25 protein-coding genes and 1 pseudogene are annotated in these 25,297 nt (G+C 72.2%); 20 read left to right on the top strand and 6 right to left on the bottom strand.

The features are described from left to right. Positions 1–96 precede the first annotated feature (96 nt). On the top strand, positions 97–999 hold the full coding sequence (locus ACQPZ4_RS22560) for an AraC family transcriptional regulator (RefSeq protein WP_433064502.1): 903 nt from the start codon (positions 97–99) through the stop codon (positions 997–999). Here the strand turns inward: ACQPZ4_RS22560 and ACQPZ4_RS22555 are convergent, their stop codons facing one another. After that, the gene (locus ACQPZ4_RS22555; protein WP_433064499.1) at positions 1,000–1,428 is read right to left on the bottom strand and encodes an ArsI/CadI family heavy metal resistance metalloenzyme; all 429 of its coding nucleotides are present in this window, start codon (positions 1,426–1,428) and stop codon (positions 1,000–1,002) included. A gap of 79 nt (positions 1,429–1,507) precedes the next feature. Between ACQPZ4_RS22555 and ACQPZ4_RS22550 the strand changes: the two genes are divergently transcribed. Both ACQPZ4_RS22550 and ACQPZ4_RS22545 read left to right on the top strand, forming a co-directional pair. Further along, positions 1,508–1,879 (top strand): ArsR/SmtB family transcription factor, encoded by a 372-nt coding sequence (locus ACQPZ4_RS22550; RefSeq protein WP_433064497.1) that lies wholly within the window; start codon positions 1,508–1,510, stop codon positions 1,877–1,879. Between the two features lie 335 nt (positions 1,880–2,214). After that, a complete protein-coding gene (locus tag ACQPZ4_RS22545; protein WP_433064494.1) occupies positions 2,215–2,757 on the top strand; it encodes a hypothetical protein in 543 nt (180 codons plus the stop codon). Here the strand turns inward: ACQPZ4_RS22545 and ACQPZ4_RS22540 are convergent. Beyond that, a complete protein-coding gene (locus ACQPZ4_RS22540) occupies positions 2,754–3,965 on the bottom strand; it encodes an MFS transporter (RefSeq protein WP_433064491.1) in 1,212 nt (403 codons plus the stop codon). The genes ACQPZ4_RS22545 and ACQPZ4_RS22540 overlap by 4 nt on opposite strands. A gap of 68 nt (positions 3,966–4,033) precedes the next feature. On the opposite strand from ACQPZ4_RS22540, the gene ACQPZ4_RS22535 reads away from it, so the two are divergent. Together ACQPZ4_RS22535 and ACQPZ4_RS22530 are read left to right on the top strand one after the other, a co-directional pair. Next, entirely contained in the window at positions 4,034–4,540 is a 507-nt protein-coding gene (locus tag ACQPZ4_RS22535; protein WP_433064488.1) for a MarR family winged helix-turn-helix transcriptional regulator, read from the top strand. A gap of 91 nt (positions 4,541–4,631) precedes the next feature. After that, positions 4,632–5,249 carry a calcium-binding protein gene (locus tag ACQPZ4_RS22530; protein WP_433064485.1) on the top strand — a complete coding sequence of 206 codons (618 nt, stop codon included), beginning with the start codon at positions 4,632–4,634 and terminating at the stop codon, positions 5,247–5,249. A 275-nt stretch (positions 5,250–5,524) separates the two neighbouring features. Here the strand turns inward: ACQPZ4_RS22530 and ACQPZ4_RS22525 are convergent, their stop codons facing one another. After that, positions 5,525–6,088, bottom strand: coding sequence for a hypothetical protein (locus ACQPZ4_RS22525; protein WP_433064483.1), 564 nt, complete (start codon positions 6,086–6,088; stop codon positions 5,525–5,527). A 90-nt stretch (positions 6,089–6,178) separates the two neighbouring features. Here ACQPZ4_RS22525 and ACQPZ4_RS22520 point away from each other — a divergent pair. From ACQPZ4_RS22520 to ACQPZ4_RS22500, 5 genes and pseudogenes are all read left to right on the top strand, one after another. Beyond that, positions 6,179–6,499: pseudogene (locus tag ACQPZ4_RS22520) on the top strand (ArsR/SmtB family transcription factor); the annotation flags it as partial. 356 nt (positions 6,500–6,855) lie between these two features. Continuing rightward, positions 6,856–7,320 (top strand): SRPBCC family protein, encoded by a 465-nt coding sequence (locus ACQPZ4_RS22515; RefSeq protein WP_433064480.1) that lies wholly within the window; start codon positions 6,856–6,858, stop codon positions 7,318–7,320. After that, on the top strand, positions 7,308–7,865 hold the full coding sequence (locus ACQPZ4_RS22510; protein WP_433064478.1) for a dihydrofolate reductase family protein: 558 nt from the start codon (positions 7,308–7,310) through the stop codon (positions 7,863–7,865). Before ACQPZ4_RS22515 ends, ACQPZ4_RS22510 begins: the two co-directional genes overlap by 13 nt. 438 nt (positions 7,866–8,303) lie before the next feature. Beyond that, the gene (locus tag ACQPZ4_RS22505) at positions 8,304–8,813 is read left to right on the top strand and encodes a hypothetical protein (RefSeq protein WP_433064475.1); all 510 of its coding nucleotides are present in this window, start codon (positions 8,304–8,306) and stop codon (positions 8,811–8,813) included. A 25-nt stretch (positions 8,814–8,838) separates the two neighbouring features. Continuing rightward, positions 8,839–10,083, top strand: coding sequence for an MFS transporter (locus ACQPZ4_RS22500; protein WP_433064472.1), 1,245 nt, complete (start codon positions 8,839–8,841; stop codon positions 10,081–10,083). Here the strand turns inward: ACQPZ4_RS22500 and ACQPZ4_RS22495 are convergent. Further along, positions 10,021–11,016: a hypothetical protein gene (locus tag ACQPZ4_RS22495; protein ID WP_433064469.1), complete on the bottom strand. Its 996-nt coding sequence runs from the start codon at positions 11,014–11,016 to the stop codon at positions 10,021–10,023. The genes ACQPZ4_RS22500 and ACQPZ4_RS22495 overlap by 63 nt on opposite strands. Before the next feature lie 26 nt (positions 11,017–11,042). Here ACQPZ4_RS22495 and ACQPZ4_RS22490 point away from each other — a divergent pair, with 26 nt between their 5' ends. Together ACQPZ4_RS22490 and ACQPZ4_RS22485 are read left to right on the top strand one after the other, a co-directional pair. Continuing rightward, a complete protein-coding gene (locus ACQPZ4_RS22490; RefSeq protein WP_433064467.1) occupies positions 11,043–11,477 on the top strand; it encodes an NUDIX domain-containing protein in 435 nt (144 codons plus the stop codon). A 22-nt stretch (positions 11,478–11,499) separates the two neighbouring features. Beyond that, the gene (locus ACQPZ4_RS22485) at positions 11,500–11,892 is read left to right on the top strand and encodes a hypothetical protein (RefSeq protein ID WP_433064464.1); all 393 of its coding nucleotides are present in this window, start codon (positions 11,500–11,502) and stop codon (positions 11,890–11,892) included. 12 nt (positions 11,893–11,904) lie between these two features. On the opposite strand, the gene ACQPZ4_RS22480 is transcribed toward ACQPZ4_RS22485, so the two are convergent. Continuing rightward, positions 11,905–16,293 (bottom strand): CHAT domain-containing protein, encoded by a 4,389-nt coding sequence (locus ACQPZ4_RS22480; RefSeq protein WP_433064461.1) that lies wholly within the window; start codon positions 16,291–16,293, stop codon positions 11,905–11,907. Positions 16,294–16,521: 228 nt separating this feature from the next. Between ACQPZ4_RS22480 and ACQPZ4_RS22475 the strand changes: the two genes are divergently transcribed. Continuing rightward, positions 16,522–17,337, top strand: coding sequence for an SCO6745 family protein (locus ACQPZ4_RS22475; RefSeq protein ID WP_433064458.1), 816 nt, complete (start codon positions 16,522–16,524; stop codon positions 17,335–17,337). Here ACQPZ4_RS22475 and ACQPZ4_RS22470 read toward each other — a convergent pair. Then, positions 17,309–17,698 carry a hypothetical protein gene (locus tag ACQPZ4_RS22470; RefSeq protein WP_433064455.1) on the bottom strand — a complete coding sequence of 130 codons (390 nt, stop codon included), beginning with the start codon at positions 17,696–17,698 and terminating at the stop codon, positions 17,309–17,311. The genes ACQPZ4_RS22475 and ACQPZ4_RS22470 overlap by 29 nt on opposite strands. 232 nt (positions 17,699–17,930) lie before the next feature. Here ACQPZ4_RS22470 and ACQPZ4_RS22465 point away from each other — a divergent pair, with 232 nt between their 5' ends. The 7 genes from ACQPZ4_RS22465 to ACQPZ4_RS22435 all read left to right on the top strand — a co-directional run bounded on the left by ACQPZ4_RS22465 (position 17,931) and on the right by ACQPZ4_RS22435 (position 25,172). Further along, a complete protein-coding gene (locus ACQPZ4_RS22465; protein ID WP_433064452.1) occupies positions 17,931–19,346 on the top strand; it encodes a carbohydrate-binding protein in 1,416 nt (471 codons plus the stop codon). A gap of 126 nt (positions 19,347–19,472) precedes the next feature. Next, a complete protein-coding gene (locus ACQPZ4_RS22460) occupies positions 19,473–19,718 on the top strand; it encodes a hypothetical protein (RefSeq protein WP_433064450.1) in 246 nt (81 codons plus the stop codon). A 35-nt stretch (positions 19,719–19,753) separates the two neighbouring features. Then, a complete protein-coding gene (locus ACQPZ4_RS22455) occupies positions 19,754–20,302 on the top strand; it encodes a dihydrofolate reductase family protein (RefSeq protein WP_433064447.1) in 549 nt (182 codons plus the stop codon). A 66-nt stretch (positions 20,303–20,368) separates the two neighbouring features. Next, complete coding sequence (locus tag ACQPZ4_RS22450; RefSeq protein WP_433064444.1) at positions 20,369–21,388, top strand: chemotaxis protein CheB; 1,020 nt, start codon at positions 20,369–20,371, stop codon at positions 21,386–21,388. Then, positions 21,385–22,128 (top strand): STAS domain-containing protein, encoded by a 744-nt coding sequence (locus ACQPZ4_RS22445; RefSeq protein ID WP_433064441.1) that lies wholly within the window; start codon positions 21,385–21,387, stop codon positions 22,126–22,128. The genes ACQPZ4_RS22450 and ACQPZ4_RS22445 overlap by 4 nt, the downstream gene beginning before the upstream one ends. A 9-nt stretch (positions 22,129–22,137) precedes the next feature. Further along, entirely contained in the window at positions 22,138–24,015 is a 1,878-nt protein-coding gene (locus ACQPZ4_RS22440) for a CheR family methyltransferase (RefSeq protein ID WP_433064438.1), read from the top strand. 23 nt (positions 24,016–24,038) lie between these two features. Continuing rightward, complete coding sequence (locus tag ACQPZ4_RS22435; protein WP_433064435.1) at positions 24,039–25,172, top strand: SigB/SigF/SigG family RNA polymerase sigma factor; 1,134 nt, start codon at positions 24,039–24,041, stop codon at positions 25,170–25,172. The last annotated feature ends 125 nt before the right edge of the window (positions 25,173–25,297 follow it).

Here is a 25,297-nt window from a genome sequence, read left to right as displayed (position 1 = left end):
CAGCCTAGGAACGCCTTTCGCCCACCCACATGGCTCATCGTCCGCGATTCATGTCCCATCGTCTCGTGGCGGGCCATCGAGCGATACGATCGGGAAATGGACGTCCTGAGCGACGCGGTCGGCGTCATGCGCACGGGCCGCCCCCACTCCAGCGAGATCCGCAAGCGCGCCCCGTGGGGCGTCCGCGCCGAACCGTTCTCCGGCGCCGGCTTCCACGTCGTCCTGGAAGGCACCTGCTGGCTGATCCCGCCCACCGGCGCGCCGCTGGCGCTGGGCCCCGGCGACGTCGTGTGCATGCCCCACGGGTGCGGGCACGCCCTCGCCGACAGCATGTCGACGCCCCTCGTCGGAGTGCCCTCGGCCTCCCTCGCGAACGTGCGGCCGACCATCGACAAAGGCGAAGGCGCGGCAACGGTACTGCTCTGCGGCGCGTACACCCTCGACCGCACCCGCCCCCATCCGCTCTTCGCGGAACTGCCCGACGTCATCCACCTGCCGGCCCGAGCGGGTCACCGCTCCCCGCTGCACGCCGCCGTCAACCTCCTCGGCGACGAGGTGGCCAACCCAGACCACGGCTCCGAGGCCGTCGTGGCGGCCCTGCTGGACATGATGCTGCTGTACATCGTCCGCGCCTGGCTGGCCGAGGCCCCGCCCACGGGATGGGCCGCAACCCTGAGCGACCCGTCGATCGCCGCCGCCCTGCGCCACATCCACGAGCACCCGGCCGACCAGTGGACGGTCGAAGCCCTGGGCGCCAAGGCGGGCCTGTCACGGGCGGCCTTCGCCCGCAGGTTCACGGCGCTGGTAGGCCGGCCGCCGCTGGGCTACCTGACCTGGTGGCGCATGACCCTGGCCGCGCGACTGCTCCGCGACACCGACAAGCCTATGCAGACCGTCGCGCAGCGCACCGGGTACACGTCGGAGTTCGCCTTCGCCAAGGCCTTCAAACGCGAACACGGCCTGGCCCCCGGCCGCTACCGCCACCAGTCGAGAAGGTGATCAGCTCACGTCGCCGGCCGGTTCGGCACAGCACGCGCTGTCGGCCGCCTTCTCGAGCTGGTCGGCGTCGCCCTTGACGACGTAGACCTCCCACCGTTCGGCGCCCGGCCCGCGGACCCACACCTTGTCCTGCAGGGCGTAGCAGCACTCGGTGTCGTTCTCCTCCAACGTGATCAGTCCGGAATCGGTCAGGCGCTTGGTCGCCGCGGTGACCTCTTCGGCAGCGAACACCTCGACGCCGAGATGGTCCAGCACCGTCTCCTGCCCGGCCTCGCCTTCGAGCAGAACAAGCTTCAGCGGCGGCTGCTCGACGGCGAAGTTGGCGTACCCCGGGCGGCGCTTGGCCGGCTCGACCCCGAACAGCTTCGAGTAGAACGCGATCGAACCTTCCAGGTCGGCGACCCGCAACGCCAGCTGTACACGCGACATGAGATGACCTCACTTCTGCCTAGACGTCGGTCTGAACAGAAGCTTGCACCGCTGTTTAGATGGATGTCAAACTAGACGCGTGTCGAGACACGAACTGCCGATGCCGGCCGACCAGGGCTGCTGCACGCCGATGGTCACCGAGTCGCTGACCGAGACGGCCGCGGTCGACCTGGCCCGCGGGTTCAAGGCCCTGGGCGACCCGGTCCGGCTGCGCCTGCTGTCGCTGATCGCCGCCCGCGCCGGCGGCGAGGTCTGCGTGTGCGACCTGACCGACGCCTTCACCCTGACCGGACCGACGATCTCGCACCACCTCAAAGTCCTGCGCGAGGCCGGCCTCGTCGACTACCAGCGGCGCGGGACCTGGGTCTACTACTGGGTCGTACCGGCCCGGCTCGCCGCGCTTTCGAAGCTGCTCGACCCCTCGGCCGTCACCGCCCGGACCGCCGCATGAGGCCCGCTGCCGGTGCGAGCGGCGAGGGCAGCAAACCCCGGCGGTGATCTCACCGGCCACGAGTCGTGGCCAAGGCACCTCGTGCGGCCAGGCTCAAATCATTGTCCTTCCTCTTCGAGCTCGCACTACGTGGGACCGTCGGCGACCACACCCGGCCTCAGCGGGGGCCACGGATCCGCCCGCAACGGTTGCGGACCTTGCCGTCAAAGCGGGCGACGAGCTCTTGACCACCTCGGGCGTCACGGCGTGCCGGGGGTTTGCCGTCGCGCGCAGCAGGACTTCGTGGACGTGGACTGACGCCGACCTCGCGAGCCTGTACGGTAGCCGCCGGGATCTTGGCGTGGGAGGAACTGCCGATGGGCGCGTCCGGGTGGTACTACACCGTCGACTACCAGGCTGACATCGGCGCCGCGTTGCAGCGGTTGCGGCGGGACGTCTATGAGCGGGGCGAGTACTACAAGGAGCAGCCCGGCGAGGATCTCGACATGACCGAGGCGGAGTTCCGGGCCAGTCTCGGGGAGCCTGCCGAGGACGACGACGGGCAGTACGAGTTTCTCCTCGAGGAGTGGCTCGAGCGCAAGTCGCGGCCGGTGCCCGTCGATCCGGACACGCTGCTCGCCGCGCAGGCCGAGAGCGGCACGCACTCGATCATCGACATGGGGAACGGGGTGTCGGCGGGGCCGCAGTTCGCCACGGTGTCGCCGTTGACGGGCGAAGGGCTCATCCACGCGTTCGGGACCGAAACACCCTCGTCCGAGCAGGTCCAGCGGTGGATCGTGGGCTGCGGCGACCGGGAGCGGTGGGTCGGCACCTACGTGGTCAGCTACCGCGACGGTGCGCCCCACCAACTCCACTTCTGCGGGTTCTCCGGGGATTAGGCCGGCACTGCCGCTGGTACGGGCACCGGTGCCCGGGTGAGCCGCCGGGTGCCCGGAATCAGCAGCTGCGACAGCGCCGCCACGAACAGGACGGCCGCGCAGACGGTGAGGACGCGGTCGATGCCGAAGGCGTGCGACAGCGGGCCCGCCAGCACGTTGCCGACCGGCATCGCGACGAAGGACGTCACGGTGTCCCAGGCGCCTACGCGGCCGAGGGCCCGGTGTGGGACGTTGTCCTGGATGGCGGTCTCCCAGGCGACGTCGAAGTAGATCAGGCCGGCGTACCCGATCACCGCGCCCGCCAGCACCGCGACGAGCTCCGCCGGCCAGACGTAGGCGAGGGCCCACAGTGGCATCAGCAGCAGGGTGAGCCAGCCGGCCCGCAGCAGGCGGCGGGGCTTGAGGCGCATCGCGACGGCGGCGCCGATCAGGCCGCCCAGACCCTCGGCCGAGGCGATGAAGCCGGCGGACGTGGCGCCGCCGAGGCGTTCGATGGCGACGACCTGGACCAGGACGAGGATGACGCCATTGGCGATGTGGTACGCCGTGGCGCCGAACAGGCCGCCCACGAGCCAGTCGCGGCTGCTCACCTCGCGCCAGCCGTCGGCGAGCTCGCGGAACATCGGGGCGCGGGGGCCGCGTTCGGCGCGGACGCGCAGCAGCAGCGCGGCGGCCATCGAGGCGAGGAAGCTGGCGGCGTTCACCGCGAAGCCGGCCGGGGCGCCGAGGGCGGCGACGGTGAGGCCGCCGAGTGCGGGGCCGGCCACCGCGCTTCCGGTCTGCAGCATGCTGAACGTCGCGTTCGCGGCCTGGCGCCTCTCGACCGGGACGAGCAGCGGTTTGAGCGCGATCATCGCCGGGCTGAAGAAGCTGCCGGCGCCGGCCGAGACGGTGGCGAGGGCGCAGAGCAGGAGCAGGTGGTAGTCGCCGGCGGCGAACATGGCCGCCATCCCGGCCGCGCAGCACAGGCGGACCAGGTCGGAGACCACCATGACGCGCTGGGGCTGCAGCCGGTCGGCCCAGACGCCGCCGAACAGGGTACAAGCGAGCATGGCCATGACGGAGCAGGCCATGACCAGGCCGAGATCGCGCGCGCCGCCGCCCGACCGGACGACGGCGACCGCCAGGGCCACGGTCTGGAAGCCGTTGCCGACCCAGGAGAGGGTCTGGCCGGCGGCGAGCAGCCGGAAGTCGGAGATCCGCGTCATGGAGCCAGACGCTAGTTCATCATGCAACTATTGACCACTGAATAATCAAACGATGGCAGAATGTCGGCATGACGGATGCGCGGGACCAGGTCGACGACCACGTGGCGCGGTGGGCGGCGTTCTGGCACGACAACCCGGCGTTCGTGCCGGAGGTCGAGGGCGCGCTGGTACGGATGGGCCAGATCCTGCGCCACATGCGGCGCGCCGACGCCGTGGCGTTCGCCGATGCCGAGGACTTCACGCAGGAGGACTACCGGACGCTGCACGCGCTGATGGTCCAGCCGTACCCGATCGAGGCGAGCCCCGCGCAGCTCGCCGACACCACCCACGTGACCCGCGCGGCGATGACGAGGCGGCTCGACCGGCTGGTGGCCGCCGGCCTGGTGCACCGCGAGGTCGACGCGACCGACCGGCGGCGGGTCATCATCCGGCCGACCGCGGAGGGCCGCGCGGCCTGGAACCGGTACATCTTCGAGGGCATGGCGCGCGACCAGCAGCTGCTCGCCGCCCTCTCCCCCGACGAGCTGGTCCAGCTCAACGGCCTGCTGCGCAAGGTGATGCTGGCGTTGGACTGAAAGCCGACCGGGCCTGCATGTCAAAGGGCGCAGACCGCGCGTCCCGCCGGCGGGTGCAATGCATCGACCCCAAAAAGCCAAGGAGGCTTCGATGCGCGCTCGTACCGTACACAACCTTCGCCTTGCCGCAATCGTGTCCGGTGTCCTGCTGACCTTCGCCGCCGCGACCCCGGCCGCCGCCGGTGGACCGGTCGCGACCCAGATCACCGACTGCTTCGGCAACCCGCTGTTCGTGCCGGCGCCGGGCATGCCGAACCTGTCGAACGTGATCTTCGCCAAGCCCGGCGTCGACACCTTCGGCACCAACGGCGACGACGTCATCATCGGCACGAGCGGCCCGGACAAGATCTACGCCCTGCTCGGCGACGACATCGTCTGCGGCGGCGACGGCAACGACCTCATCTACAGCGGCACCGCGACCCCGGACGGCGAGTACACCGACCGCGACCACGTCGACGGCGAGAACGGCTCGGACGAGATCCACGGCGGCGCCGACCAGGACGTGCTGCGCGGCGGCGCGCTGAACGACACCATCTGGGGCGACGACGAGAGCGACACCATCTACGGCGGCCCCGGCAACGACTACATCCTGTGCAACGGCGGCGCCGCCGACTGGGCCGACGGCGGCACCCACGTGGTCGGCGGCGACCCGGACGTCGACGGCCCGCTGACCGGCAACGGCTGCGAGAACCTGTACAACGTCCCGTAGCTCGCCGGTCCATGAGTCCGCCATCGGCGCGCCACGGCGCCGGCGGCGGACTCGTTGCTGTGGTCACGCCGCCGGGGTCGTCGCGGAGCAGCTGGGCCCACGCGCCGCGGCGCCCGCGACGGAGTCGTCGCGGTCAGGCCGGCGGGTCGTCGCGGAACAGGCGGGCCCGCGCGCCACGGCGCCCGCGGCGGACTCGTTGCTGTGGTCACGCCGCCGGGGTCGTCGCGGAACAGGTGGGCCCGCACGCCGCGGCGCCCGCGGCGGAGTCGTCGCGGTCAGGCCGGCGGGTCGTCGCGGAACAGGTGGGCCCGCGCGTCGCGGCCGCCCCAGCGGGTCGCGGTGAGTTCCGGGCGCGGCCGGTACGGCTCCGGCGCCCAGCACCCCCGCTCGCCGTCGTCCGGCGCCGCGTCCCAGTCGGCGATCGACGCGAACGGGACCGGGCCGGGCGCGTCGTCGGCGCGGGGTTCGCGGGTCACGGCGGCGGGATGGAAGCGGGCCTCCTGGGCGACGTTGCAGTCGTCGGTGCGGAACGCGACCGGGGCGCCGCACCGCTCGCAGGCGACGCACAGGGTCGAGCCGGCCAGGGACCAGCAGCCGATCTCCACCAGGTCGTGGACGAACCGGGTGCCGCGCAGGTCGCCCGGTGACAGCACGAACGTGCCGGTGATGCGCTCCCGGAGGTACGGGGCCGGGTCGAGCGCGTACGTGCCCGGCGCGAGCAGCGGCGGGTTGACACCGTGGTGGTCCAGGCGCGACCAGTGCAGCGGCGGCGGGAGCTCGACCAGCCGCACCGGCACGCTCAGCGCGTTGCCGCACGCGGCGCACCGGAACACCTCCACCACCGCAGGGTGACGCGGCGGGCGGGGCTTGACAACCGGATTCGGGGTTCCATACGTTTAACGAGGTTGTTAAATGATGGAGGGGTACGGGTGGCCGGCACCGATCAGCTCAGCCTCGTGTTCGCGGCGCTCGCCGATCCGACGCGGCGGGCGATCCTGGCCGGGCTCGCGGAGGGCGACGCCACGGTCACCGAGCTCACCGCGCCGCTGGCGATCTCGATGCCGGCGGTGTCGCGGCACCTCAAGGTGCTCGAGCACGCTTCGCTCATCTCGCGGGAGCGGTCGGGCAAGTGGCGGGCCAGCCGGCTCGAGGCGGCGCCGCTGCGGGAGGCGGCGGACTGGATCGAGCGGTACCGGCGGTTCTGGGACGTCTCGCTCAACCGGCTCGACGCGCACCTCGCGGCGATGCAGGAAACCGCGTTGCCGGAAACCCCGGAAACCGTGCCGGAAACCGTTGAAACCGCGGAAACCGCCACGCGGGAAACCGCCACGCACGAAACCGCCACGCACGAAAGCGCCACGCAGGAAAGCGCCACGCAGGAAAGCGCCACGCACGAAAGCGCCACGCAGGAAAGCGCCACGCACGAAAGCGCCACGCACGAAAGCGCGCCGGAAACCACGGAAACTGCGGAGACCGCCGCGCTGGCAGCCGCAGCAACCAAGGAAACTCCGGAAACCACGGAGGCCCACGGAAATTCACGCACGGGAAAACGCGGAAACTCACGCGCGGGAAAGCGCGGAAACCGCGGAAACGAGAGGACGGCCGAGTGAGGCAGCTGCGCATCTCCCGCGTGTTCGAGGCGCCGCGGGCGCTCGTGTACCGGGCCTTCACCGAGCCCGAGCACCTGGCGGCCTGGTGGGGACCGATCGGCAACACCCTGCCGCCCGAGGACATCGCGTTCGACGTGCGCACCGGCGGATACCAGCGGTGGGTCGAAATCAATGCCGATCAGCCCGGCCTGCGCGTGGAGGTCCGGGTCGAGCTGACCGACGTCGTCGACGGTGAGCTGCTCGAGGGCGTGATGCACGTCGGCGGGCGGATGCCGGACGGGTTCGAGCCGCACGTGACGCGGCTGCGGGTCGAGTTTCACGACGAGGCGGGCGGGCGGACCCGGCTGGAGATCCGCCAGTGGGCCGCCGACGACCTCGTCGAGCCGGCCCGTGAGGGATGGAACCAGGCGTTCACGAAGCTGGACGCCTCCTTGCAGAAAGCGACACCATGGCGAACCTGATCTACCTGACGAACTGTTCACTTGACGGGTACATGGAGGACGAGGACGGCGAGTTCTCCTGGTTCCCGCCCGATGCGGACGTGTTCGCGTTCACGACCGAGCAGATGCGCGCAGCGGGAACGCTCATGTACGGGCGCCGGCTGTACGAGGCGATGTCCGTGTGGGAGACCGACCCGTCGCTCGCCGCGCGGTCCGCGGAGATGGCGGAGTTCGCGCGCGTCTGGCGCGCGCCGGAGAAGGTCGTCTACTCCACGACGCTGACCGCGGTGTCCACGGCGAACACCCGGATCGAGCACGACCTCGATCCGGCAACGGTACGGAAACTCAAGGAAACCGCCGACCGCGACCTCCTCATCGGCGGGGCGACGATCGCCGCGCGGGCGTTCGAGGCCGGCCTGGTCGACGAGTGCCGGTTGCTCGTCTGGCCGCTGCTCGTCGGCGGCGGGAAACCGGCGTTGCCGCGCGGCGTGCGCACGAATCTCGACCTGCTCGAGGAACGTCGGTTCGGCAACGGCGTCCTGTTCGTGCGCTACGGCGTGGGCTGACCGTTCGGGCGAGGCCCCCGCGCCGCTCGTGCGCTATGGCGCGGGCTCACCGTTCGGGCGACGCCCCCGCGCCGCTCGTGCGCTATGGCGCGGGCTCACCGTTCGGGCGACGCCCCCGCGCCGCTCGTGCGCAACGGCGCGGGCTCACCGTTCGGACGACGCCCCCACGCCGCTCGTGCGCAACGGCGCGGGCTCACCGTTCAGACGACGCCCCCACGCCGCTCGTGCGCAACGGCGCGGGCTCACCGTTCAGACGACGCCCCCACGCCGCTCGTGCGCAACGGCGCGGGCTCACCGTTCAGACGACGCCCCCACGCCGCTCGTGCGCAACGGCGCGGGCTCACCGTTCAGACGACGCCCCCACGCCGCTCGTGCGCAACGGCGCGGGCTCACCGTTCAGACGACGCCCCGAGAAGCCGAAGCCCGCATGATGGCGTCGTGATCACGAGCTCCCCGGCCCGCCTGGCCGCGTTCTTCGCCGTCGCGGCGGCCGGGGTCTGGCTCACCGTCGCCCTGGTCTTCGGCACCGTGTCGGCGCTGGTCGGCGGCTCGGTCGCGCGGGCCGCCGGCTTCTGGCTCGACCCGGCGGCGCTGCTCGTGGCGGGCCTCGCGCTCGTGGTGCCGTTCGTGCGCATGGTCCGCCGGCCGTACTGGCTGCGCCTCACCCCGGACGGCGTGGCGATCGGCGCCGCGAACCGCCGCACGGTGCTGCTGCCCCGTGAAAGCGTCGAGTCGGCCGCCGTGTACGGCCGCTCGGTCTTCGCCTCCGTGCACGTGGTGCTGCGCGGGAACACGTTTGCCGTCGAGGAGCCGGGGCCGGGCCGCGCGCCGGTGACGCGGGTCTGCGGCGGGCGGTCCGGCTACCAGATCGCCGCCGGCCTCTTCCCCGGCGGCGCCCGCCGGGTGCTCGCGGCGCTGCGCGCGGAGGGTATCCCGGTTGCCGGTTGACGGCGATCATGATGGGGTCGGGGACGTGCTCTGGACCGGAAACTTCACGCGGTACTTCCTTGCCCGCACGGTTTCCGTCTACGGCGACGCGATGCTCGTGGTCGCCTCCGCGCTCGCCGTCGGGCACCTGTACGGGGCGACCGGCGTCGGGCTGGTGCTCGCTGCCTTCACGGTGCCGTTCGTCGCGAGCGTCCTGTTCGGCGGCGTTTTCGCCGATCGCATCGGTGCGCGGCCGCTCATGCTCGGCGCGGACCTCGTCCGCCTGCTCGCGCAGGGGGCGGTGGCGGTGGCGTTCTTCACCGGTACACCCGCGCTCTGGCTCCTGCTCGTCTGCTCGGCCGTGCACGGCATGTCGTCGGCGGCGTTCCAGCCCGGGGTGAACGGCATCATGCCGCTCGTCGCGACCGATCTGCACCGCGCGAACGCCACGATCAAGGTCGCGCAATCGATTGCCCAGCTGCTCGGCCCGGCGACGGCCGGCGTGGTGTTCGGGCTGTTCGGGGCCGGGCCGCTCTACGCCACCGACGCGGCGACGTTCGCGGTGAGCGCGGCCTGCCTCGCGACGCTGCGCCTGGGGGCGTTCCCGCGCGCCGACGGGACCACGTCGCCGCTGCGCGATCTGGTCGCGGGCTGGCACGAGTTCCGGGCCCGCACCTGGATCTGGAGCGTCATCCTCGTCTGGATCGTGTACGGCGTGCTGCTCTTCGGCCCGCTCATCCCCCTCGGCTCGGTGCTGATCAGCGGCCGGCTGGGCGCGGCCGCGTACGGCTGGACGGAGACCGGCCTCGCCGCCGGTGCGCTGCTCGGCGGCCTGCTCGCCCTGCGCCTGCGCCCGGCCCGCCCGCTCGCCGCCGGCGCGATCGCGATGTTCGGGTACGGGCTGCTGCCGCTCGCGATCGCCCTGCACGCCGGACTGCCGCTCCTGCTCGTTTCCGCCGCGACGAACGGCGCGGCGTGGGCGTTCTGGTCGGTCATGTGGCAGACGAGCGTCCAGACGCACATCGCGCCGGCGATGCTCAACCGGATCACGTCGTACGAAATCTTCGGCTCCGACGGCAGCCTCCCCATCGGGCAGGCGCTTGCCGGACCGGTCGCGGCCCTGCTCACGGCCGAGGCGGTGCTCGGTTTCTCGGTCGCCGTCAGCGCCGTGGGCTGCGTGGCGCTGCTGCTCATCCCGGCCGTGCGCGAACTGCGCAGCGTCGAGCGTTCACTCGGCGTTGAACCACGACCAGACGTCGGTCTTGCCCGGCACGCCGGCGGCGCCGAATAGCTGCGCCACGGTGTTCCGGTTCGCCTCGATCGCCTGCCCGTCGCCGAGCACCCCGCGCTCCACCAGCGCCTGGAAGCACGCGGCGAGGCGATCGGCCGGAGCGCCCTCCGGTTCGATTCCGAGCAAAGCCTGCAGGTGTACCGCGAGCGCCTCCAACGACGCGAACGGCGTCTCGACACTGTAGGCGTACTCGCGCCCGGGATCGCCGGGCCGCGCGTTGTAGTCGTAGTACTCCCGGAACAAGATCTTGTCGTCGATCGAGGACACGATCAGCGTGAGCGAAAACGCGCATCCCGAGTTTGCGCGAAACGTCGACAACAGCTGGTACCGATGCTCGAATCGCTCCTCGAACTCGATCCCGAGCGCGCGATAGAGCTCGGCAACCCGCTCGGACCGTCCGTCCGTGGCCGCGGTGAACGCCGCGATGAACCGTCCGATCCGGTCGTCCCGCGCACCGGACGGCCCGGCGAGGTGGAGCGTGATGCGCTCCATCGCGTCGTACTCCACGACGATGTGCCGCTTGCCCTCCCCCGCCAGGTACTCGGCGAACGTGATCGCCGGCGGCCGCCCGTCCGGCGCCACGACGAGGTTGGCCCGCGCCGCGAGATGCACCCACGGCACGGAACTGTCCCGCCGCACCAGCAGCCCCGCCGAGGCGAGCAGATCCGCGACCCGTTCCCGCGCCCCCATCGGCGGCAGGTCGAGCTTGCCGCGCTCCGCGAGCTCGGCCACGGCCGCGACGAGCGGCCCGGGCTCGGAGTCGAGCCGCGCCTCGGCGCGGAACGACGTGAACCGCCCCATCCACCCGGAGCCGTCCCCGACGTGCTTCTCGGTGAAGACGAGCCGGCGCGGACCGTCCTCGATGGACACCGCGAGCGTGCGCACCCGCCCGTCCGCGCCCGCCGAAGTGTGCAGCACCTGCTCCGCGCCCATGCGAACACGGTAGCTAGAGTGCGCCAATGCGCCAGAGCGCCCGCGCGATCCTGCTCGACGACCGGTCCCGGCTGCTGCTCATCCGCCGGACACGCACCGACCGCCCGGTCTACTGGAGCACGCCCGGCGGCACCGTCGAGCCGGCCGACGCCGACCTGGAATCCACGATGCGCCGCGAACTGCTGGAGGAACTGGGCGCCACCGCCGGCCCGGCCCGCCTGGTCTTCAGCACGACCCGCACCTTCGACGACGGCACCGCGGCGCTGCAGCACTTCTTCGTCTGCCGGCTGCTCACCCTGGACCTGTCCCGCCGCAACGGCCCGGAGTTCGCCAAGCCGGACCTCGGCGGCTTCGACCTGGAGCGGATCGTGGTGGGCGGGGACGGTACCGTCGGCGTGAACCTCCAACCGCAGCCCCTGAAGGCCTTCATCGAGGCGAACTGGCCGGCCCTCACCGCGTGAGCCGTGCACCTATGCTGTCGGCGTGATCGAGCGACTGACCCACCGCTGGCAACGCGAACGGGCCGACCAGGAGGCCGCGGTCGCGGCCGGCTCCCTGCCCCGCGACGAGGCCTACGCCCTGAACGCCTTCCCGCCAGCGTTCGTGGCCGCGGCCGACCGGGCCCTGGCGGCGTACGAGCGGGAGATCGCCGCCCTCGACCCGCCCACGGACGAGGCGGTGTGGGCCGCGGTCGAGCGGGTGGTGCTGGCCCTCAACGACGCCGACGAGGCCCACGGCCACCCCATCGAGACCATCTCCCGCGAGGAGCTGAGCGAGTACATCGAGGACGTCCTGACTGAGGCCGGCCTCGACGTCATCGCCCTGCTGGACACCCGCGGCGTCGACGAGGCCGCCGCCGAATGGCGCGACTGGTAGCCTCGCCGCCGCTCAGATGCCGATGTGCAGGTAGCACGCCCAGGCGGAGGGATCGTCGACGAACCGGTCCCGCATCGCGCGGGCGGTGACGTTCAGCGCGTGTGCGGCCCGGCTGATGTCGAGCGCGGCCGAGTCCGTGCGCAGGTGCGCGTAGAAGTCCCTGGCCACGCGCCGCGAGACGCTGTCCTTCACCTCCCACTGGGTGGCGATGACGTGCGGGTATCCCCCGGAGAAGCATGCGCCGGCGACGCTGAGCAGGTTGTCGATGAGGTCGATGCTGTGCGCGGTGGCGGTGCCGATCAGCGCGGTGCTGCACGCCGACAGATAGGCGAGGCCGGCGCCTTCGAGGTCGACGGCGTGCAGGTCGGCGACGGTGAGGCTGCCGTCCTGGAGCTCCAGGCAGCTGCTGCCCGCATCGGTCGGGTCGGTCCGCGCGTGGCAGGCGAAGTGCGCGATCGCGTGGCCGGACAGTGCGGCGGCGACGTTCGCCACGGTCGGCAGGTCCTCCGGGGACGTGGCGTCGCTGGTCAACAGCCGGGGCGCCGGCAGGATCCGCTGCAGCGACGCGGCCTCGGAGCGCGCACCCGGCAGGGCGCCCGCGGAGTCCGCGTTCGTCGGCACGGCGACGATCAGCGAGGTCGCGGCGGGCGCGCTCGCGGCCATGCGCCGCCGCGCCAGGTGCAGGGCGTCGATCGTCGGCGTGTAGGAGCAGACCACCCGGTCCATGACGGAGCGCCGGCCGCCCGGCTGGTCGCGGTGGTAGCCGGCGGCGTGCAACGGCAGGAGACCGAGCAGGCCGCCCGGTGCCCACCACATCCTGGGCAGGGCCTCGCCGGCCGGGGGCTCGCCGGAGTGTCCGAGGGCCTCCAGGACGGGACCGGCCACGGCGTCCCAGAGCCACTCGAGCGTCCGGGTGATCGTCTGCTCGGCGGTCTCGGGCTCCAGGCCGCCGCGGGACGTCGCCTGGTACAGGTCGCGCACGTGCCGCGCGACCGCCTCGGGCGTCAGCGCGGGCAGTGCCAGCGAACGCACTCCGGTCGCCGTGAGCAGGATCGCGTCGCTGCGACCGCCGGTGCCGGTGCCTGCGGCCGGTTCGCTGTCCGCGATGCCGAACGCGGCCCTGAGGTCGGACTGCAACTCGGCCAGCGTTCCCAGGGCACGGCCGCGGCTGATGAACTCGTTGTCCGGTCCGGGGCTGATGTTGACGAACACGATCGGGCCGTGCGCGGCCTCGCCCGCATACGTGTCCGGGCCGGCGGCCGTACCGAACGATCCGAAGCCCGGCAGCGCGCGCACCTCGGTCAGCAGGGCGGCGAGCCCGGCCGCGGCGTCGTGCCGGCCCGGCGCACCGACCGGGCGCAGCGGGGCGGCACCCGGCTTGAACAGTGTCGGGTCGTCGGCGAGCCGGGCCCGGATGGCTGCGAGGCGCTCCGCCAGTTCGGGGTGGGCGCCGCGGAGCCTGGCCGCGTCGAGCCGGAGTCCGGAGGCCTGGTTCGCCAGGGCGGACTGCCCCGTCTCCAGCAGCCGGAGCGCGCGACCGGCCCGGCGCGCATCGTCTGTCCCGGGGTCGGCCAGGGCCAGCGCGGCGGCGTCGCGGGTCAACCGGCTGCTCGCTTCGGCCAGGTGCGTCAGGTCGCTGCGGTCCAGCTCGGGCGAGAACAGGCCCGGGAGGAGCTGGACCGCCTGCTCCAGGAGGTCCGCCGCGAGGCCGGGCGACGTCGATTCGAGCCATCGGGCCGCCGTCCGTGCGGCGTCGATACGCTCCAGTGGCGCGACCGCCGGATCGTCGGCGACGCCACGGTACAGCCGCAGCGCCATCGTGAAGTCGCGAGGGTCACGGGTCTGCATGAACCGTGTGACAAGCGCGTCGGCCAGGTTTCCGTGGATACTGGCGCGACCGCTCGGGCGCTCACCGGCGAGGGTGGCCCCGTACAGGCCGATCACCTCGTCGAGGTCGCTCAGGTCGCGATCACGGACGTACCGCGACCACAGTCCGTCGGCCAGTTGCTGCAGGACCAACGCCCGGCGCGGGCCGTCGACGATCGGCATGGCCGCCTCGGCCTCGCGCAGGGCCAGGATCCCGCCGTCCAGGTCGGCGTCGAGCTCGGCGCGAGTGATCGTTCCGCTTCCGCCGGAGGTCCGGCCCGCCCGCAGCATCTCGTCGGCCGCCCGGAGCATGTTTCCCAGCATCATCCGGCCGAGATTCCGCGCGATGCTCCCTCGCCGTACCAGCGCGTCACCCAGATTCGCCTGGTAGGTGGCCCACAGGCGACCGTGGCGCGGCGACAGCTCGACGGCGGTCCGGTAGGCGTCGACGGCGGCGTCCAGGTCGGTCAGCGACTCCGAACGGGTGTAGCGGAGTTCGAGGGCGTAACCGAGGCTCTTGCAGTACTCGGCCCGGCCGGGATCGTCGACGTCCTCGCTGCCGGCCGCCGCACGGAGAAGACCGATGGCCGTCGTCAGGTCGGCCATGGCGCGCACGATGCGGTATCGGCTCAGCAGCGCCACGGCGTGCTCGCTGAGCAGGTCGGGCCGCTGCGGATCGGCACCGTGCGCGGCGAGGGCGGCGCTCATGGCGTCCCGCTCGGCCGCCGAGAGGTCGGCGGGCATGCGGGCGGCCGGCGGCACGGCATTCGCCGACGGGTCCAGGTCCGCGGCGGCGGCCGTCAGGTCCGCCGTCCGAGCCTTCTCCTCGAGCAGGAGCCGGTGCGCGGGCGCGTCGGTCTCGGGGTCGGTGTGACGCAGCGCCGCATCGTTGACCGCGACGGCGAGCTCCGCCTGTTCGGGGCTGCGCACCTGTTCGGCCAGCAGCGCGCAGGCGGCGCTGAGTTCGCGCAGCGCCGCAGGCCGGCCGACGCCGGCGAACGCGGTTGCGATCGCCCCGCGGACCGCGGCCACGTGCCGCGCGGGCCCCGACGACTGCGGCGGCGCCGGGTCGACCCGCTCATCGAAGATGCCGCTGGTGACCGGCCGGACCAGTCCGGCCATCACGACGCCGAAGGCCCGGATCAGGCCGGGTCTCGCCGGATCGCCGGCCCCGGTGGCGGCGATGACCGGCGCCAGCAGTGCCAGCGCGTCGGCGAGGGCGTCGGGCTCGCCGGCTCCGGCGCCCAGGAGGCCCAGGGCGAAGGACGTCTCCACGACTCGCTGCGCGCGGTCCGGGTCGTCGTCCGGCGTGGCGTCCAGCGCGGCCTTCCCGACGGCGACCGCCTCGCGCAGCGTGTCGAGCCTCCCGTCCTCGTCGAACGCCAGGCGCAGCGCGACGCCGAGCTGATGGCGGTGCCGGGCGAGCGAGGCGGGATCGGCGGGCCGGCCGCTCACCGCGATGCGGGCCGCGGCTTCCGCCTCCGCGAGCGCTGGTGGCTCACCGGTTCGTTCGAAGAGCTCCGTCGCGCAGCAGGACAGGTGATGCGCGTACATCGCGTGGTGCACGTCGTCCGTGGACACCGCCGCCATGGCCGCCCGGTCGCACGACATGGCCTCGCGCAGCGCGTCCAGGCCGCCGGTCGCCTCGAACTCGCCGAACAGCGTCACCGCCAGGTTGAACAGGCATCGCGGCCGGCTCGGATGGCCGAGGGGCACGGCCGCGCAGCCGGCCCGGCGCACGGCGATCGCCTCGCGCAGCGCCGCGACGTCTCCCGTGTGCTGGAACAGGCTGTGCAGGCAACTGCCGAGGGAGTCGGCGAAGCTGCCCCGCAGCGGCTCCTCGCCGGCCGCGTCGGCGAGCGTCGCTCTGGCCACGGCGATCGCCTCGTGCAGCGCCTCGAGGTCGCCGGTCCGCTTGAACACCTTCTGCAGCAGCCGGCACTGATGGTCGGCGTACTGGTCGCGCCCGGCGTCGCCCGGTGAAGCCTCCTCCAGACAGGACCGGCCCGCGGCGGCCGCCGCACGCAGCACGTCGAGGTCGCCCGTCGCGTCGAACAGGTCGTCCAGCGCGGCCGCGAGGTTGTACAGGCGGGTGGCCCGTCCCGGCGATCCCGTGGGCGGTGCCAGGACGGCCGCCTGGGCGAACGACGCCGCTTCCCGGAACGTCGCGACGTCGCCGTCCGCGGCGGCCAGGCAGTTGAGAATCGCGACGAGGTTCGTCAGGCGCTGCGCGCGGTCGGCGTCATCGGGCTCCGTCGCCTCGACGGCGGCTCGGCCCTGCACGGCCGCCGAACGCAGCACGTCGACGCTTCCGGTCACCCGATAGACCTTGAGCAGGACGTAACTCAGGTTGAACAGGCGGGACGGCCAGAGGGGATCGGGAACGCGGGTCGCGACCACCGCGTCGGCCGCGAGTCTGGCCGCCTGCGTGAGCGTGTCGAAGTCGCCGGTCTCCAGGTAGCTGTCGAACTGATCGGCCGCCTCGTCGGTGAGGACCGCGGCCCGGTCCGGTCGACCCCGCCGGAGCAACCCCACTGGCCCGACCTCCCGCGCTCGCCGGACGACCGCAACCATCGTGCCGACCGCGATGTGGCGGCGGTACGGGCGGTCGTGCCGACACCAGCGGCGAACGAGCCGGCGCCGACCGCCGATCGTCCGACGCGCCGGCGACGAACCGGGGAAAGATTCCAGGGAGGAGGTGTCGGATCGGGGGCGGGTCGTTCGTAGGAGGGGTGAAGGTACCCGACCAAGGAGATGATCCGGATGCGCACCGTCCGCCGCCTGCACCAGCTCGTCGAGCCGATCCACCTCGTGGCCTACTTCGCCGAGGAGCCGGACGAGGCGCTCCTGGCGCTCGGCCTGCGCAACACCTGGGACGCCTACTTCGCCGGGCGGGCGGCGCCGCTCGGGCGGGTCCCGGCCGCGGTGGTCGACGCGATCTTCTACAACTTCGCGCCCGGGGAGGTCGCCCGGCACATCCCCCGCATCTGGGACCTCACCACGCCCGAGCAGGCCATCGCCGCCCGGCAGGAGGGGTGCGTCGCGGCGCTTCGGCGCAGTCTCGGTGACATGTCCAGCATCGCGCGGGCGGCCGAGCTCGCCACGAAGGCGGCCGTCAGCGCTCCGATGCAAGGGCGGCCGTTGTACGCCGCGTTGCGCGCCCTCCCCCTGCCCGCCGAACCCCTCGCCCGGCTGTGGCACGCCGCCACCCTGCTGCGCGAGCACCGCGGGGACGGGCACAACGCGGCGCTGGTCGCCGCCGGGATCGGCGGGACGGAGGCGCACGTGCTGCACGCGCTGTCCGAGGGGATGCGCGCGGAGCAGTTCGGCCGGGTCCACCACCTGCCGGCGCAGCAGCTGGCGGCGGTCGTGGACGGGATGCGGGCCCGCGGGCTCGTCGACGGCGACGGGCTGCTCTCCGACGTCGGCCGCAAGACCAAGGACAACCTCGAGGCGCTCACCGACGACCTGGCCGAGCCGGCCTACACGGTCCTGACGCCGGTCGAGGTCGAGCAGCTCATCGCCGACCTCGAACCGATCGCCGCCAGGCTCAACGGCGGCGGGTCACAAGAGCGATGAGCCAACCGCGTGCATCACGGTACGGCGGCGGCACCAGAAATCGCGGCCGGTTGCCCGCGGAGACGGCGATGTGCGCGGCCACGCCCGGCACGGCCAGCGCCAGCAGCGCGAGGCCCGGCAGTCCGACCGCCCCGCCGAACAGCGGGATGAGCAGCACGGCGAGGCCGATGAGGCCCACGCCGGCCATCAGCGGCACGGCCCAGGTGAGGAACGCGATGTAGGAGGCCGGCGCGACGGACGGGCTGACCCGGATGCCAGACGGGTCCCCGCGCCACACGGCGCGCGCCGGACGCAGGAGGTGCCGGACGCTCCAGGCGCCCAGCACGGCCATCATCGCCCCGACCAGCAACCGACCGACCACAGGGCGAGGGTAGCCGCCGCGCGCACGCCTCAGCCGGACCGGTTCGGGCTGGCGTATCCGGACCACCGGAGCAACGTGCGGCGCTGGCTTTAAGGCGCGTGACACTTACATTTAATAATGTTAACTGATAGCGTACCGATCCATCGATACATCGATGGTGAGGAGTTCAATGAGATCTCGTCGTCGTACATTCGCACTGGCAGCGGGCGCGGCACTGACCATCGTAAGCACCATGATCCTCGTGCCCACGCTCGCCCAGGCGGGCAGTACCGCCATTCTGGCCGCCTGCACCGCACCGACCTGGGCCGAGGGCAACACGTACACGGCCGGCACGCAGGTCACCTACCAGGGGCACACGTACCAGGCCCTGCAGACGCACACCGCCTACCCGGGTGCGGGCTGGACGCCGTCGAGCACGCCGGCGCTGTGGAAGGACCTCGGCACGTGTACCGGAGGCGGCGGGCCCACCACGCCGCCGCCCACCACGCCGTCGGGGGTGCCGTCGGCGCCCGGGAACCTGCGGGTCACCGGGACCACCAACAGCACCATCGCGCTCGCCTGGAACGCGTCCACCGGCACCGTGACCGGGTACCGCGTCTACGAGGGCAGCACGGTGCGCGCGACCGTCACCGGGACCAGCACCACGGTCTCCGGGCTCGGGGCGGGCACGACGCACACGTACACCGTGAAGGCCTACAACGGCTCGGGTGAGTCGGCGGCCTCCAACAGCACCACCGGCACCACCACCGGCGGGACGACTCCGACCGGCGGGGGTACCGCGGCGCCGTACCTGTACATGGGCTGGGGTGACCCGCCGAACCCGCAGACCGTGCAGCAGGCCACCGGCATCAAGTGGTTCACCATGGCCTTCGTGCTGTCCAGCGGCGGCTGCACCCCGGCCTGGGACGGCAGCCGGCCGCTCACTGGCGGCGCCGACCAGACCGCGATCAACCAGATCCGCGCCGGCGGCGGCGACGTCGTGCCGTCCTTCGGCGGCTGGCAGGGCAACAAGCTCGGCCCGAACTGCTCCACCCCGCAGGCCCTGGCCGGCGCCTACCAGACCGTGATCAACGCGTACGGGCTCAAGGCGATCGACATCGACATCGAGAACACCGACGAGTTCGAGAACGACACCGTCCGCAACCGGATCGTCGACGCGTTGAAGATCGTCAAGCAGAACAACCCGTCGATCAAGACCATCGTCACGTTCGGCACCGCGACGACCGGCCCGGGGTACTACGCCCAGCAGCTGATCAGCCGGGCCCAGTCCACCGGCGCGAACATCGACGTGTTCACGATCATGCCGTTCGACTTCGGCGGCGGCGCGAACATGTACCAGAGCACCGTCTCAGCCTCCGAAGGGCTCAAGACCATGCTCAAGTCCTCCTTCGGGTGGGACGACGCCACCGCCTACCGGCACATGGGCATCTCCGGCATGAACGGCCTGTCCGACCAGCAGGAGAACACCAGCCCGGCGCAGTGGCAGCAGATCCGCGACTACGCGCAGAACAACCACCTCGCCCGCCTCGCGTTCTGGTCGGTCAACCGCGACCGGCCCTGCCCCGGCGGCGGCGTGGTCTCCAACTGCTCCGGCGTCTCGCAGAACAATTGGCAGTACACCCAGATCACGGCCACCTTCACGGGCTGAGATCAGCTGAGATCGACCGAGGGGGCCGGTGCCGTGGGCGCCGGCCCCCTCGCCCGTTCGCACGATTGCCGGGCCGCCGGAGCAGGAGTGCACTGACGTAGAGCGTCCCTGCCTTCGAGGTGCCCCATGAGCCGGCCACCACCGAGCCCCGCGCCGCGCCGCCCGCCCCCGGAATCGCTGCTGACCACCGTCTTCTTCGGGGTCGGCGGCGCCGGCGCCCTGGCCGCGGTCATCCTGTTCATCGTCGCCAACGTCGTGCACGACGAGGGGTGGGCGATCGTCTCGTTCCTGTGGGCCGCCGTCGCCTGCGGCGGGGCCGTCCTGTGCGCCGTGATCGCGCTGGCGCTCATCATCTTCCGGCCGCGTGGCTGACGGTTGGCCGGGTGGCCAGCGGGCACCATGGCAGGATGCGTGAGCTCGTGGTGACCGAGAACATCACCGTCGACGGGGTGATCGACGCCGACGGGGACTGGTTCAGCCCGGCCTCCTCGGCCGGCACCGAGGATCTGAACGCGGCGCTGCGCGAGCACATGGCCGGCGCCGACGCCGTGCTGCTCGGGCGGGAGACGTTCGAGGCGTTCCGGGGGTACTGGCCCAAGCAGACCGGCGACACGACCGGGGTGTCGGCGTACCTCAACCGGGTCCACAAGTACGTCCTGTCGGGAACGCTGAGCGAGCCCGGGTGGGACAACAGCACGATCCTGCGCAACGTCGACGAGGTGGCGGGGATCAAGGAGCAGCCCGGCGGGACCATCGTCGCCACCGGCAGCGTGCGAATGGTGCAGGAATTGGCGCGCTCGGGGCTGGTCGACGAGTACCGGCTGTTCGTGTACCCGGTCGTGCGGGGCGAAGGCCGCCGGTTGTTCGAAAACCCGCAAAAGGACCAGAAGCTCGAAAGAGTGGAGGTTCGGCCCTTCGTGAGCGGCGTCGTACTCGTGCGGTATCGAACGGTTTAGCCGGGGCCCCGGCGGGGTACATGGGCGACCCGTGGATGGGCCATGGACAGCGTAGAATCATCGAGCGTGACCGAGCCTCGGGGGATCGTCGTCGTCGGCGCCTCCGCCGGCGGCGTGGAGGCTCTGCGCGCGTTCACCGCCGGGTTGCCACCGAACCTGCCGGGTGCGATCTGCGTCGTCCTGCACGTGCCCCGGACGGGCACGACCGCGCTGCCGCAGATCCTGAGCCGGTCCGGGCCGCTGCCCGCGGTGCACGCCACCGACGGGGCGGCGATCGAGGCCGGCTACGTGTACGTGGCCCCGCCCAACCACCACCTGCTGATCCGCGACGGCCGCCTGCGCCTGTCCCACGGCCCGATGGAGAACGGCCACCGGCCGGCCGCGGATCCGCTGTTCCGCTCGGCCGCCCGCTGGTGGGGTGCGGCCGCCTTGGGCGTGGTGCTGTCCGGCAACCGCGACGACGGCGCCTACGGGCTGGCCGAGATCGCGCGGCAGGGTGGCTCCGGGATCATCCAGGACCCGCAGGAGGCGTTGTACCCGTCGATGCCGCGCCACGCCGCCGCCCAGGTGCCCACGGCGCGGTCGCTGCCCGCCGGGATGATGGGCGCCGCGCTGGCCGAACTGCTCGGTGGATTGCCGGGACCCGCGCCGCGCGAGAGCGTGGAACGAGCGGAACTGGATGCGGAGGACGCCATGGCGGCACTGGAGGACATCACCGCCGACCGGATCGGCGCGATGCCGGCCGGGTTCGGATGTCCGTCGTGCCACGGGGCGCTGTTCGAGATGCCCGGCACGCCCGGGCGGTTCCGGTGCCGGGTCGGGCACGCCTGGTCGGCCGCCGGGCTGCTCGACGAGCTCGGCGGGTCGCTGGAGGGGGCGCTGTGGATGGCCCTGCGCAGCCTCGAGGAGAAGGCGGCGCTGAGCCGGCGGCTGGCCGACTCGGCCACCGTCCGCGGCAGCGGCTCGATGGCCCGGCACTACGCTGAGGCCGCCGGCGAGGCCGAGACCGCCGGCAAGACCATCCGGCAGCTCATCGAGCGGCTCGGAGCTTTGGAGAACGACGTGCCAGAGGACGCCGTGCCATGAACCTTGACGCCGACGAGCTGATCTGCACCCACGAGCCGGACTTCCCGGTCGCTGTGCTGCGCCCGGTCGGGCGGCTCACCTTCGCCACCGTGCCGCGCCTGCGCCAGGCCGCGCAGAAGGCGCTGACCGACCACCCCGAGGTGCTGCTCATCGACCTCGCCGGGCTCGACGCGGTCGACGACATCACCCTGACCGCGTTCCCGATGCTGGCCCGCCAGGGCGTGGACACCGGCACCGACGTGATGCTCGTCGGGCCGGACCCGCACCTGCGCGAGCTGCTGGAGCGGCTCGGCGTGGCCCGCCAGGTGCCGGTGCACCACGACGCGCCCGGCGCCCTCGCCGCCCACGCCCGGCTGCCCGGCCCGCGCCGGATGGAGGTGGCCCTCGCCGCCGAGCCGGACGCCACCAGCGCCGCCCGCGACCTCGTGGACCGGGCCTGCACCCAGTGGAAGGTCACCCACCTCGCCGACACCGCGGCGCTGATCGTCACCGAGCTGGTGGCCAACGCGGTCGAGCACGCCGGCACGCCGATGCAGATCAGCGTCGTGCTGCGCAATCGCCACCTGCACCTGGCCGTGCGCGACGAGAGCCCGCTGCCGCTGGAGCGCTCCGGCGGCGAGGACGAGGAGCCCGGCCGGGGCTTGTTGATCGTGGAGGGGATGTCGTCGGCGTGGGGCTGTGTGCATACCGGCGACGGAAAGGTGGTGTGGGCGACACTGCGCCTCCCGGTGAAGCGGTAACGTGGCGCGGTGACGCAGACCGACCCGGACTTCGAGGCCCTCCTGGTCTACCTCAAGGAGGCCCGCGGCTTCGACTTCACTGGTTACAAGCGCTCCAGCCTGATGCGGCGGGTCGACCGGCGCATGTCGCAGGTGCCGCCGGAGAACTACGCCGAGTACCTGGACTACCTCCAGGTCCACCCGGATGAGTTCACGGCCCTGTTCAACACCATCCTGATCAACGTGACCGGGTTCTTCCGCGACCCGGACGCCTGGACCGCGCTGAGCCGCGAGGTGCTGCCCCGCCTCGTGGACGAGCACGACGGTCCGCTGCGGGTGTGGAGCGCCGGCTGCGCGTCGGGTGAGGAGGCCTACACCCTCGCGATCGTGCTGGCCGAGACGATGGGGCCGGACCGGTTCCGCGACCGCGTCAAGATCTACGCCACCGACGTCGACGAGGAGAGCCTGGCCCACGCCCGGCAGGCCACCTACACCGACCGCGATCTCGCCCACCTCGAGCCGGAGCTGGTCGAGCGCTATTTCGAACCGGCCGGCGCGCGGTACACCTTCCGCAAGGATCTTCGCCGCTCGATCATCTTCGGCCGCAACGACCTCGTGCAGGACGCCCCGATCAGCCGCATCGACCTGCTGGTGTGCCGCAACGCGCTGATGTACTTCAACGCCGAGACGCAGACCCGCATCCTGTCGCGGTTCCACTTCGCGCTCGCCCCGGGCGGGGTGCTGTTCCTGGGCAAGGCCGAGATGCTGCTCAGCCACGCCAACCTGTTCACCCCGCTGGACCTCAAGCGGCGGATGTTCCGCAAGGTGTCCCGCCCGGTGCTCAACGGCGGGGCCTACCTGGCCGAGCCGCCGCAGACGCCGCCGCGCACCGAGCTGTTCGGGCTGGACCGGCTGCGCCACGAGGCGTTCATGGCGAGCCCCGTGGCGCAGGTCGTGGTCACCGCCGACGGGCTCGTGGCGCTGACCAACCGGCACGCGGAGACGCTGTTCGGAGTCTCGCCGCGCGACATCGGCCGGCCGTTCCGCGATCTCGACCTGTCCTACCGCCCGGTCGAGCTCCGGGGGTACATCGAGCAGGCCCAGGTGGAGCGCCGGGTCACCCGCATCGACGACGTGGAGCTCGCGACCGGGGCAGCGGAGAAGCAGTTCCTCAACATCCAGATCCACCCGTTGATCGACTCCGACGCCGGGCTGCTCGGCGTCGTGGTGATCTTCCAGGACATGACCGCGTCGCGGCGCCTGCAGGACGAGCTCGAGCACGCGAACCGGCAGCTGGAGACCGCGTACGAGGAACTGCAGTCCACGAACGAGGAACTGGAGACCACCAACGAGGAACTGCAGTCCACGGTCGAGGAACTGGAGACCACCAACGAGGAGCTCCAGTCCACGAACGAGGAACTGGAGACCATGAACGAGGAGCTGCAGTCGACCAACGACGAGCTCCAGTCGATCAACGACGAGCTGCGGGAGCGCACCACCGAGCTCAACGACGCCAACTCGTTCATGGAGGCCATCCTCACCAGCCTGCAGGCCGGCGTGGTGGTGCTCGACCGCGAGATGCACATCCTGGTGTGGAACCGCCGCTCCGAGGACCTCTGGGGGCTGCGCCCGGACGAGGCCGTCGGCCAGCACTTCCTCAACATCGACATCGGGTTGTCGACCTCCCAGCTGCGCCCGGCCATCCGCGAGGTGCTGGCCGGCCGCTCGGACCGGGAGGAGACCGAGCAGACGGCCGTCAACCGCCGGGGCCGCACGATCGAGCTGCGCGTGGTGTGCTCCCCGCTCACCAGCGAGACCGCCGGGGTGATCGGGGCGATCCTGGTGATGGAGGTGGGCCCGGGTGCGAATTCTGGCGCACACGGTGCGCCGCCGCCCACCTCGGCATAGCGTGGGTAGGAGGGGGCGTGCCCATGGATCTGACGATCAAGGCTTCACAGCGCCCGGACGCGACCTTGCTCGAGTGCGCCGGGGTGCTGGACTATGCCTCAGCGCCGTACCTGCGTCAGATCGTCTTTGAGCAGTTCGACGCGCGGACCTCCGAGATCGCGATCGACGTGGCCGGGGTCCGGCTGATCGACGCCGCGGCCATCAAGATCCTGCTGTACCTGCGGCGGCGCGGCGAGCAGCTCGACGCCGAGGTGCACGTCAGCGGGGCCGGCGGGGTCGGGCTGTCGGCGCTGGAGATCGCCGGCGCGGCCAAGGCGCTGCACGCGTACGACCGGCTGGAGTGGCCGGTCCCGCAGCGCGAGCGCCGCACCCTCGACCTGGAGTCCATCGAGCTCGGCCACGGGCAGTGGCCGGCGGGCGTCACCGAGCGGCTGCTGCGGATGGCCGAGATGGCCCCCGCCGACCCGGCCCGCTTCCGGGTCCGCGAGCAGGTCATCCGCCAGTGCCTGCCGGCCGCGCACCGCCTGGCCCGCCGCTACGAGGGCGGCAGCGAGCCGTCCGCCGACCTCGCCCAGGTCGCCGCGCTCGGCCTGGTCAAGGCGGTCGACGGGTTCGACCCGCAACACGGCACCGAGTTCGGCACCTACGCCACGCCGACGATCACCGGCGAGCTCAAGCGGCACTTCCGCGACCGGGCCTCCGGGGTACGGCTGCCGCGCCGGCTCCAGGAGCTGCGGATGGCCGTCAACCAGGCCCGTGACACGCTCACCCAGCAGCTCGGGCGCTCCCCCACGGTGACCGACATCGCGCACTACACCGACCTCGCCGAGGAGCAGGTGATCGAGGCGATCGGGGCGGCCCAGGCGTGCCGCCCGCTCTCCCTCGACGTGCCCACGGCCGGCATGGACGACGACAGCACCATGCTCGACACGCTCGGCGGCGAGTCGCCGGAGTTCGTCCTGGTCGAGTACCGCGAGTCGCTCAAGCGCGTGATCGCCCGCCTCCCCGAGCGCGAGCAGCGGATCCTCTCCATGCGCTTCTACGGCAACCTGTCCCAGCTGGAGATCGCCAAGCAGGTCGGCCTGTCCCAGATGCACGTCTCCCGGCTCCTCGCCCACGCCTTGGACTTCCTGCGACGGCATCTGCAGGAAGACTGACCACCGGCCCGTAGGGCAAGCGCGCTGCACGGCGAGGCCGAGTTCCCCGTTCGGGCGACCTCAAACAGTTCCACCAGGCGGGATCGGTTCTCCCCGAGAACCGTTTTGGTTGGGCAAGAAACAGC

This window comes from Dactylosporangium sp. CS-033363 (genome assembly GCF_050942475.1).
Classification (GTDB): Bacteria; Actinomycetota; Actinomycetes; order Mycobacteriales; family Micromonosporaceae; genus Dactylosporangium.
The sequence above is the reverse complement of the archived record's forward strand: the minus strand, read 5'-3'. Positions and strand labels throughout refer to the sequence as shown.

Coding starts and splice junctions, on each gene's coding strand:
- ACQPZ4_RS22460 (WP_433064450.1), top strand. CDS start 19,473: ATGAGCCGGCCACCACCGAGCCCCGCGCCGCGCCGCCCGCCCCCGGAA.
- ACQPZ4_RS22475 (WP_433064458.1), top strand. CDS start 16,522: ATGCGCACCGTCCGCCGCCTGCACCAGCTCGTCGAGCCGATCCACCTC.
- ACQPZ4_RS22490 (WP_433064467.1), top strand. CDS start 11,043: ATGCGCCAGAGCGCCCGCGCGATCCTGCTCGACGACCGGTCCCGGCTG.
- ACQPZ4_RS22510 (WP_433064478.1), top strand. CDS start 7,308: ATGGCGAACCTGATCTACCTGACGAACTGTTCACTTGACGGGTACATG.
- ACQPZ4_RS22535 (WP_433064488.1), top strand. CDS start 4,034: ATGACGGATGCGCGGGACCAGGTCGACGACCACGTGGCGCGGTGGGCG.
- ACQPZ4_RS22560 (WP_433064502.1), top strand. CDS start 97: ATGGACGTCCTGAGCGACGCGGTCGGCGTCATGCGCACGGGCCGCCCC.
- ACQPZ4_RS22465 (WP_433064452.1), top strand. CDS start 17,931: ATGATCCTCGTGCCCACGCTCGCCCAGGCGGGCAGTACCGCCATTCTG.
- ACQPZ4_RS22455 (WP_433064447.1), top strand. CDS start 19,754: ATGCGTGAGCTCGTGGTGACCGAGAACATCACCGTCGACGGGGTGATC.
- ACQPZ4_RS22540 (WP_433064491.1), bottom strand. CDS start 3,965: ATGACGCGGATCTCCGACTTCCGGCTGCTCGCCGCCGGCCAGACCCTC.
- ACQPZ4_RS22555 (WP_433064499.1), bottom strand. CDS start 1,428: ATGTCGCGTGTACAGCTGGCGTTGCGGGTCGCCGACCTGGAAGGTTCG.
- ACQPZ4_RS22445 (WP_433064441.1), top strand. CDS start 21,385: ATGAACCTTGACGCCGACGAGCTGATCTGCACCCACGAGCCGGACTTC.
- ACQPZ4_RS22435 (WP_433064435.1), top strand. CDS start 24,039: ATGGATCTGACGATCAAGGCTTCACAGCGCCCGGACGCGACCTTGCTC.
- ACQPZ4_RS22530 (WP_433064485.1), top strand. CDS start 4,632: ATGCGCGCTCGTACCGTACACAACCTTCGCCTTGCCGCAATCGTGTCC.
- ACQPZ4_RS22495 (WP_433064469.1), bottom strand. CDS start 11,016: ATGGGCGCGGAGCAGGTGCTGCACACTTCGGCGGGCGCGGACGGGCGG.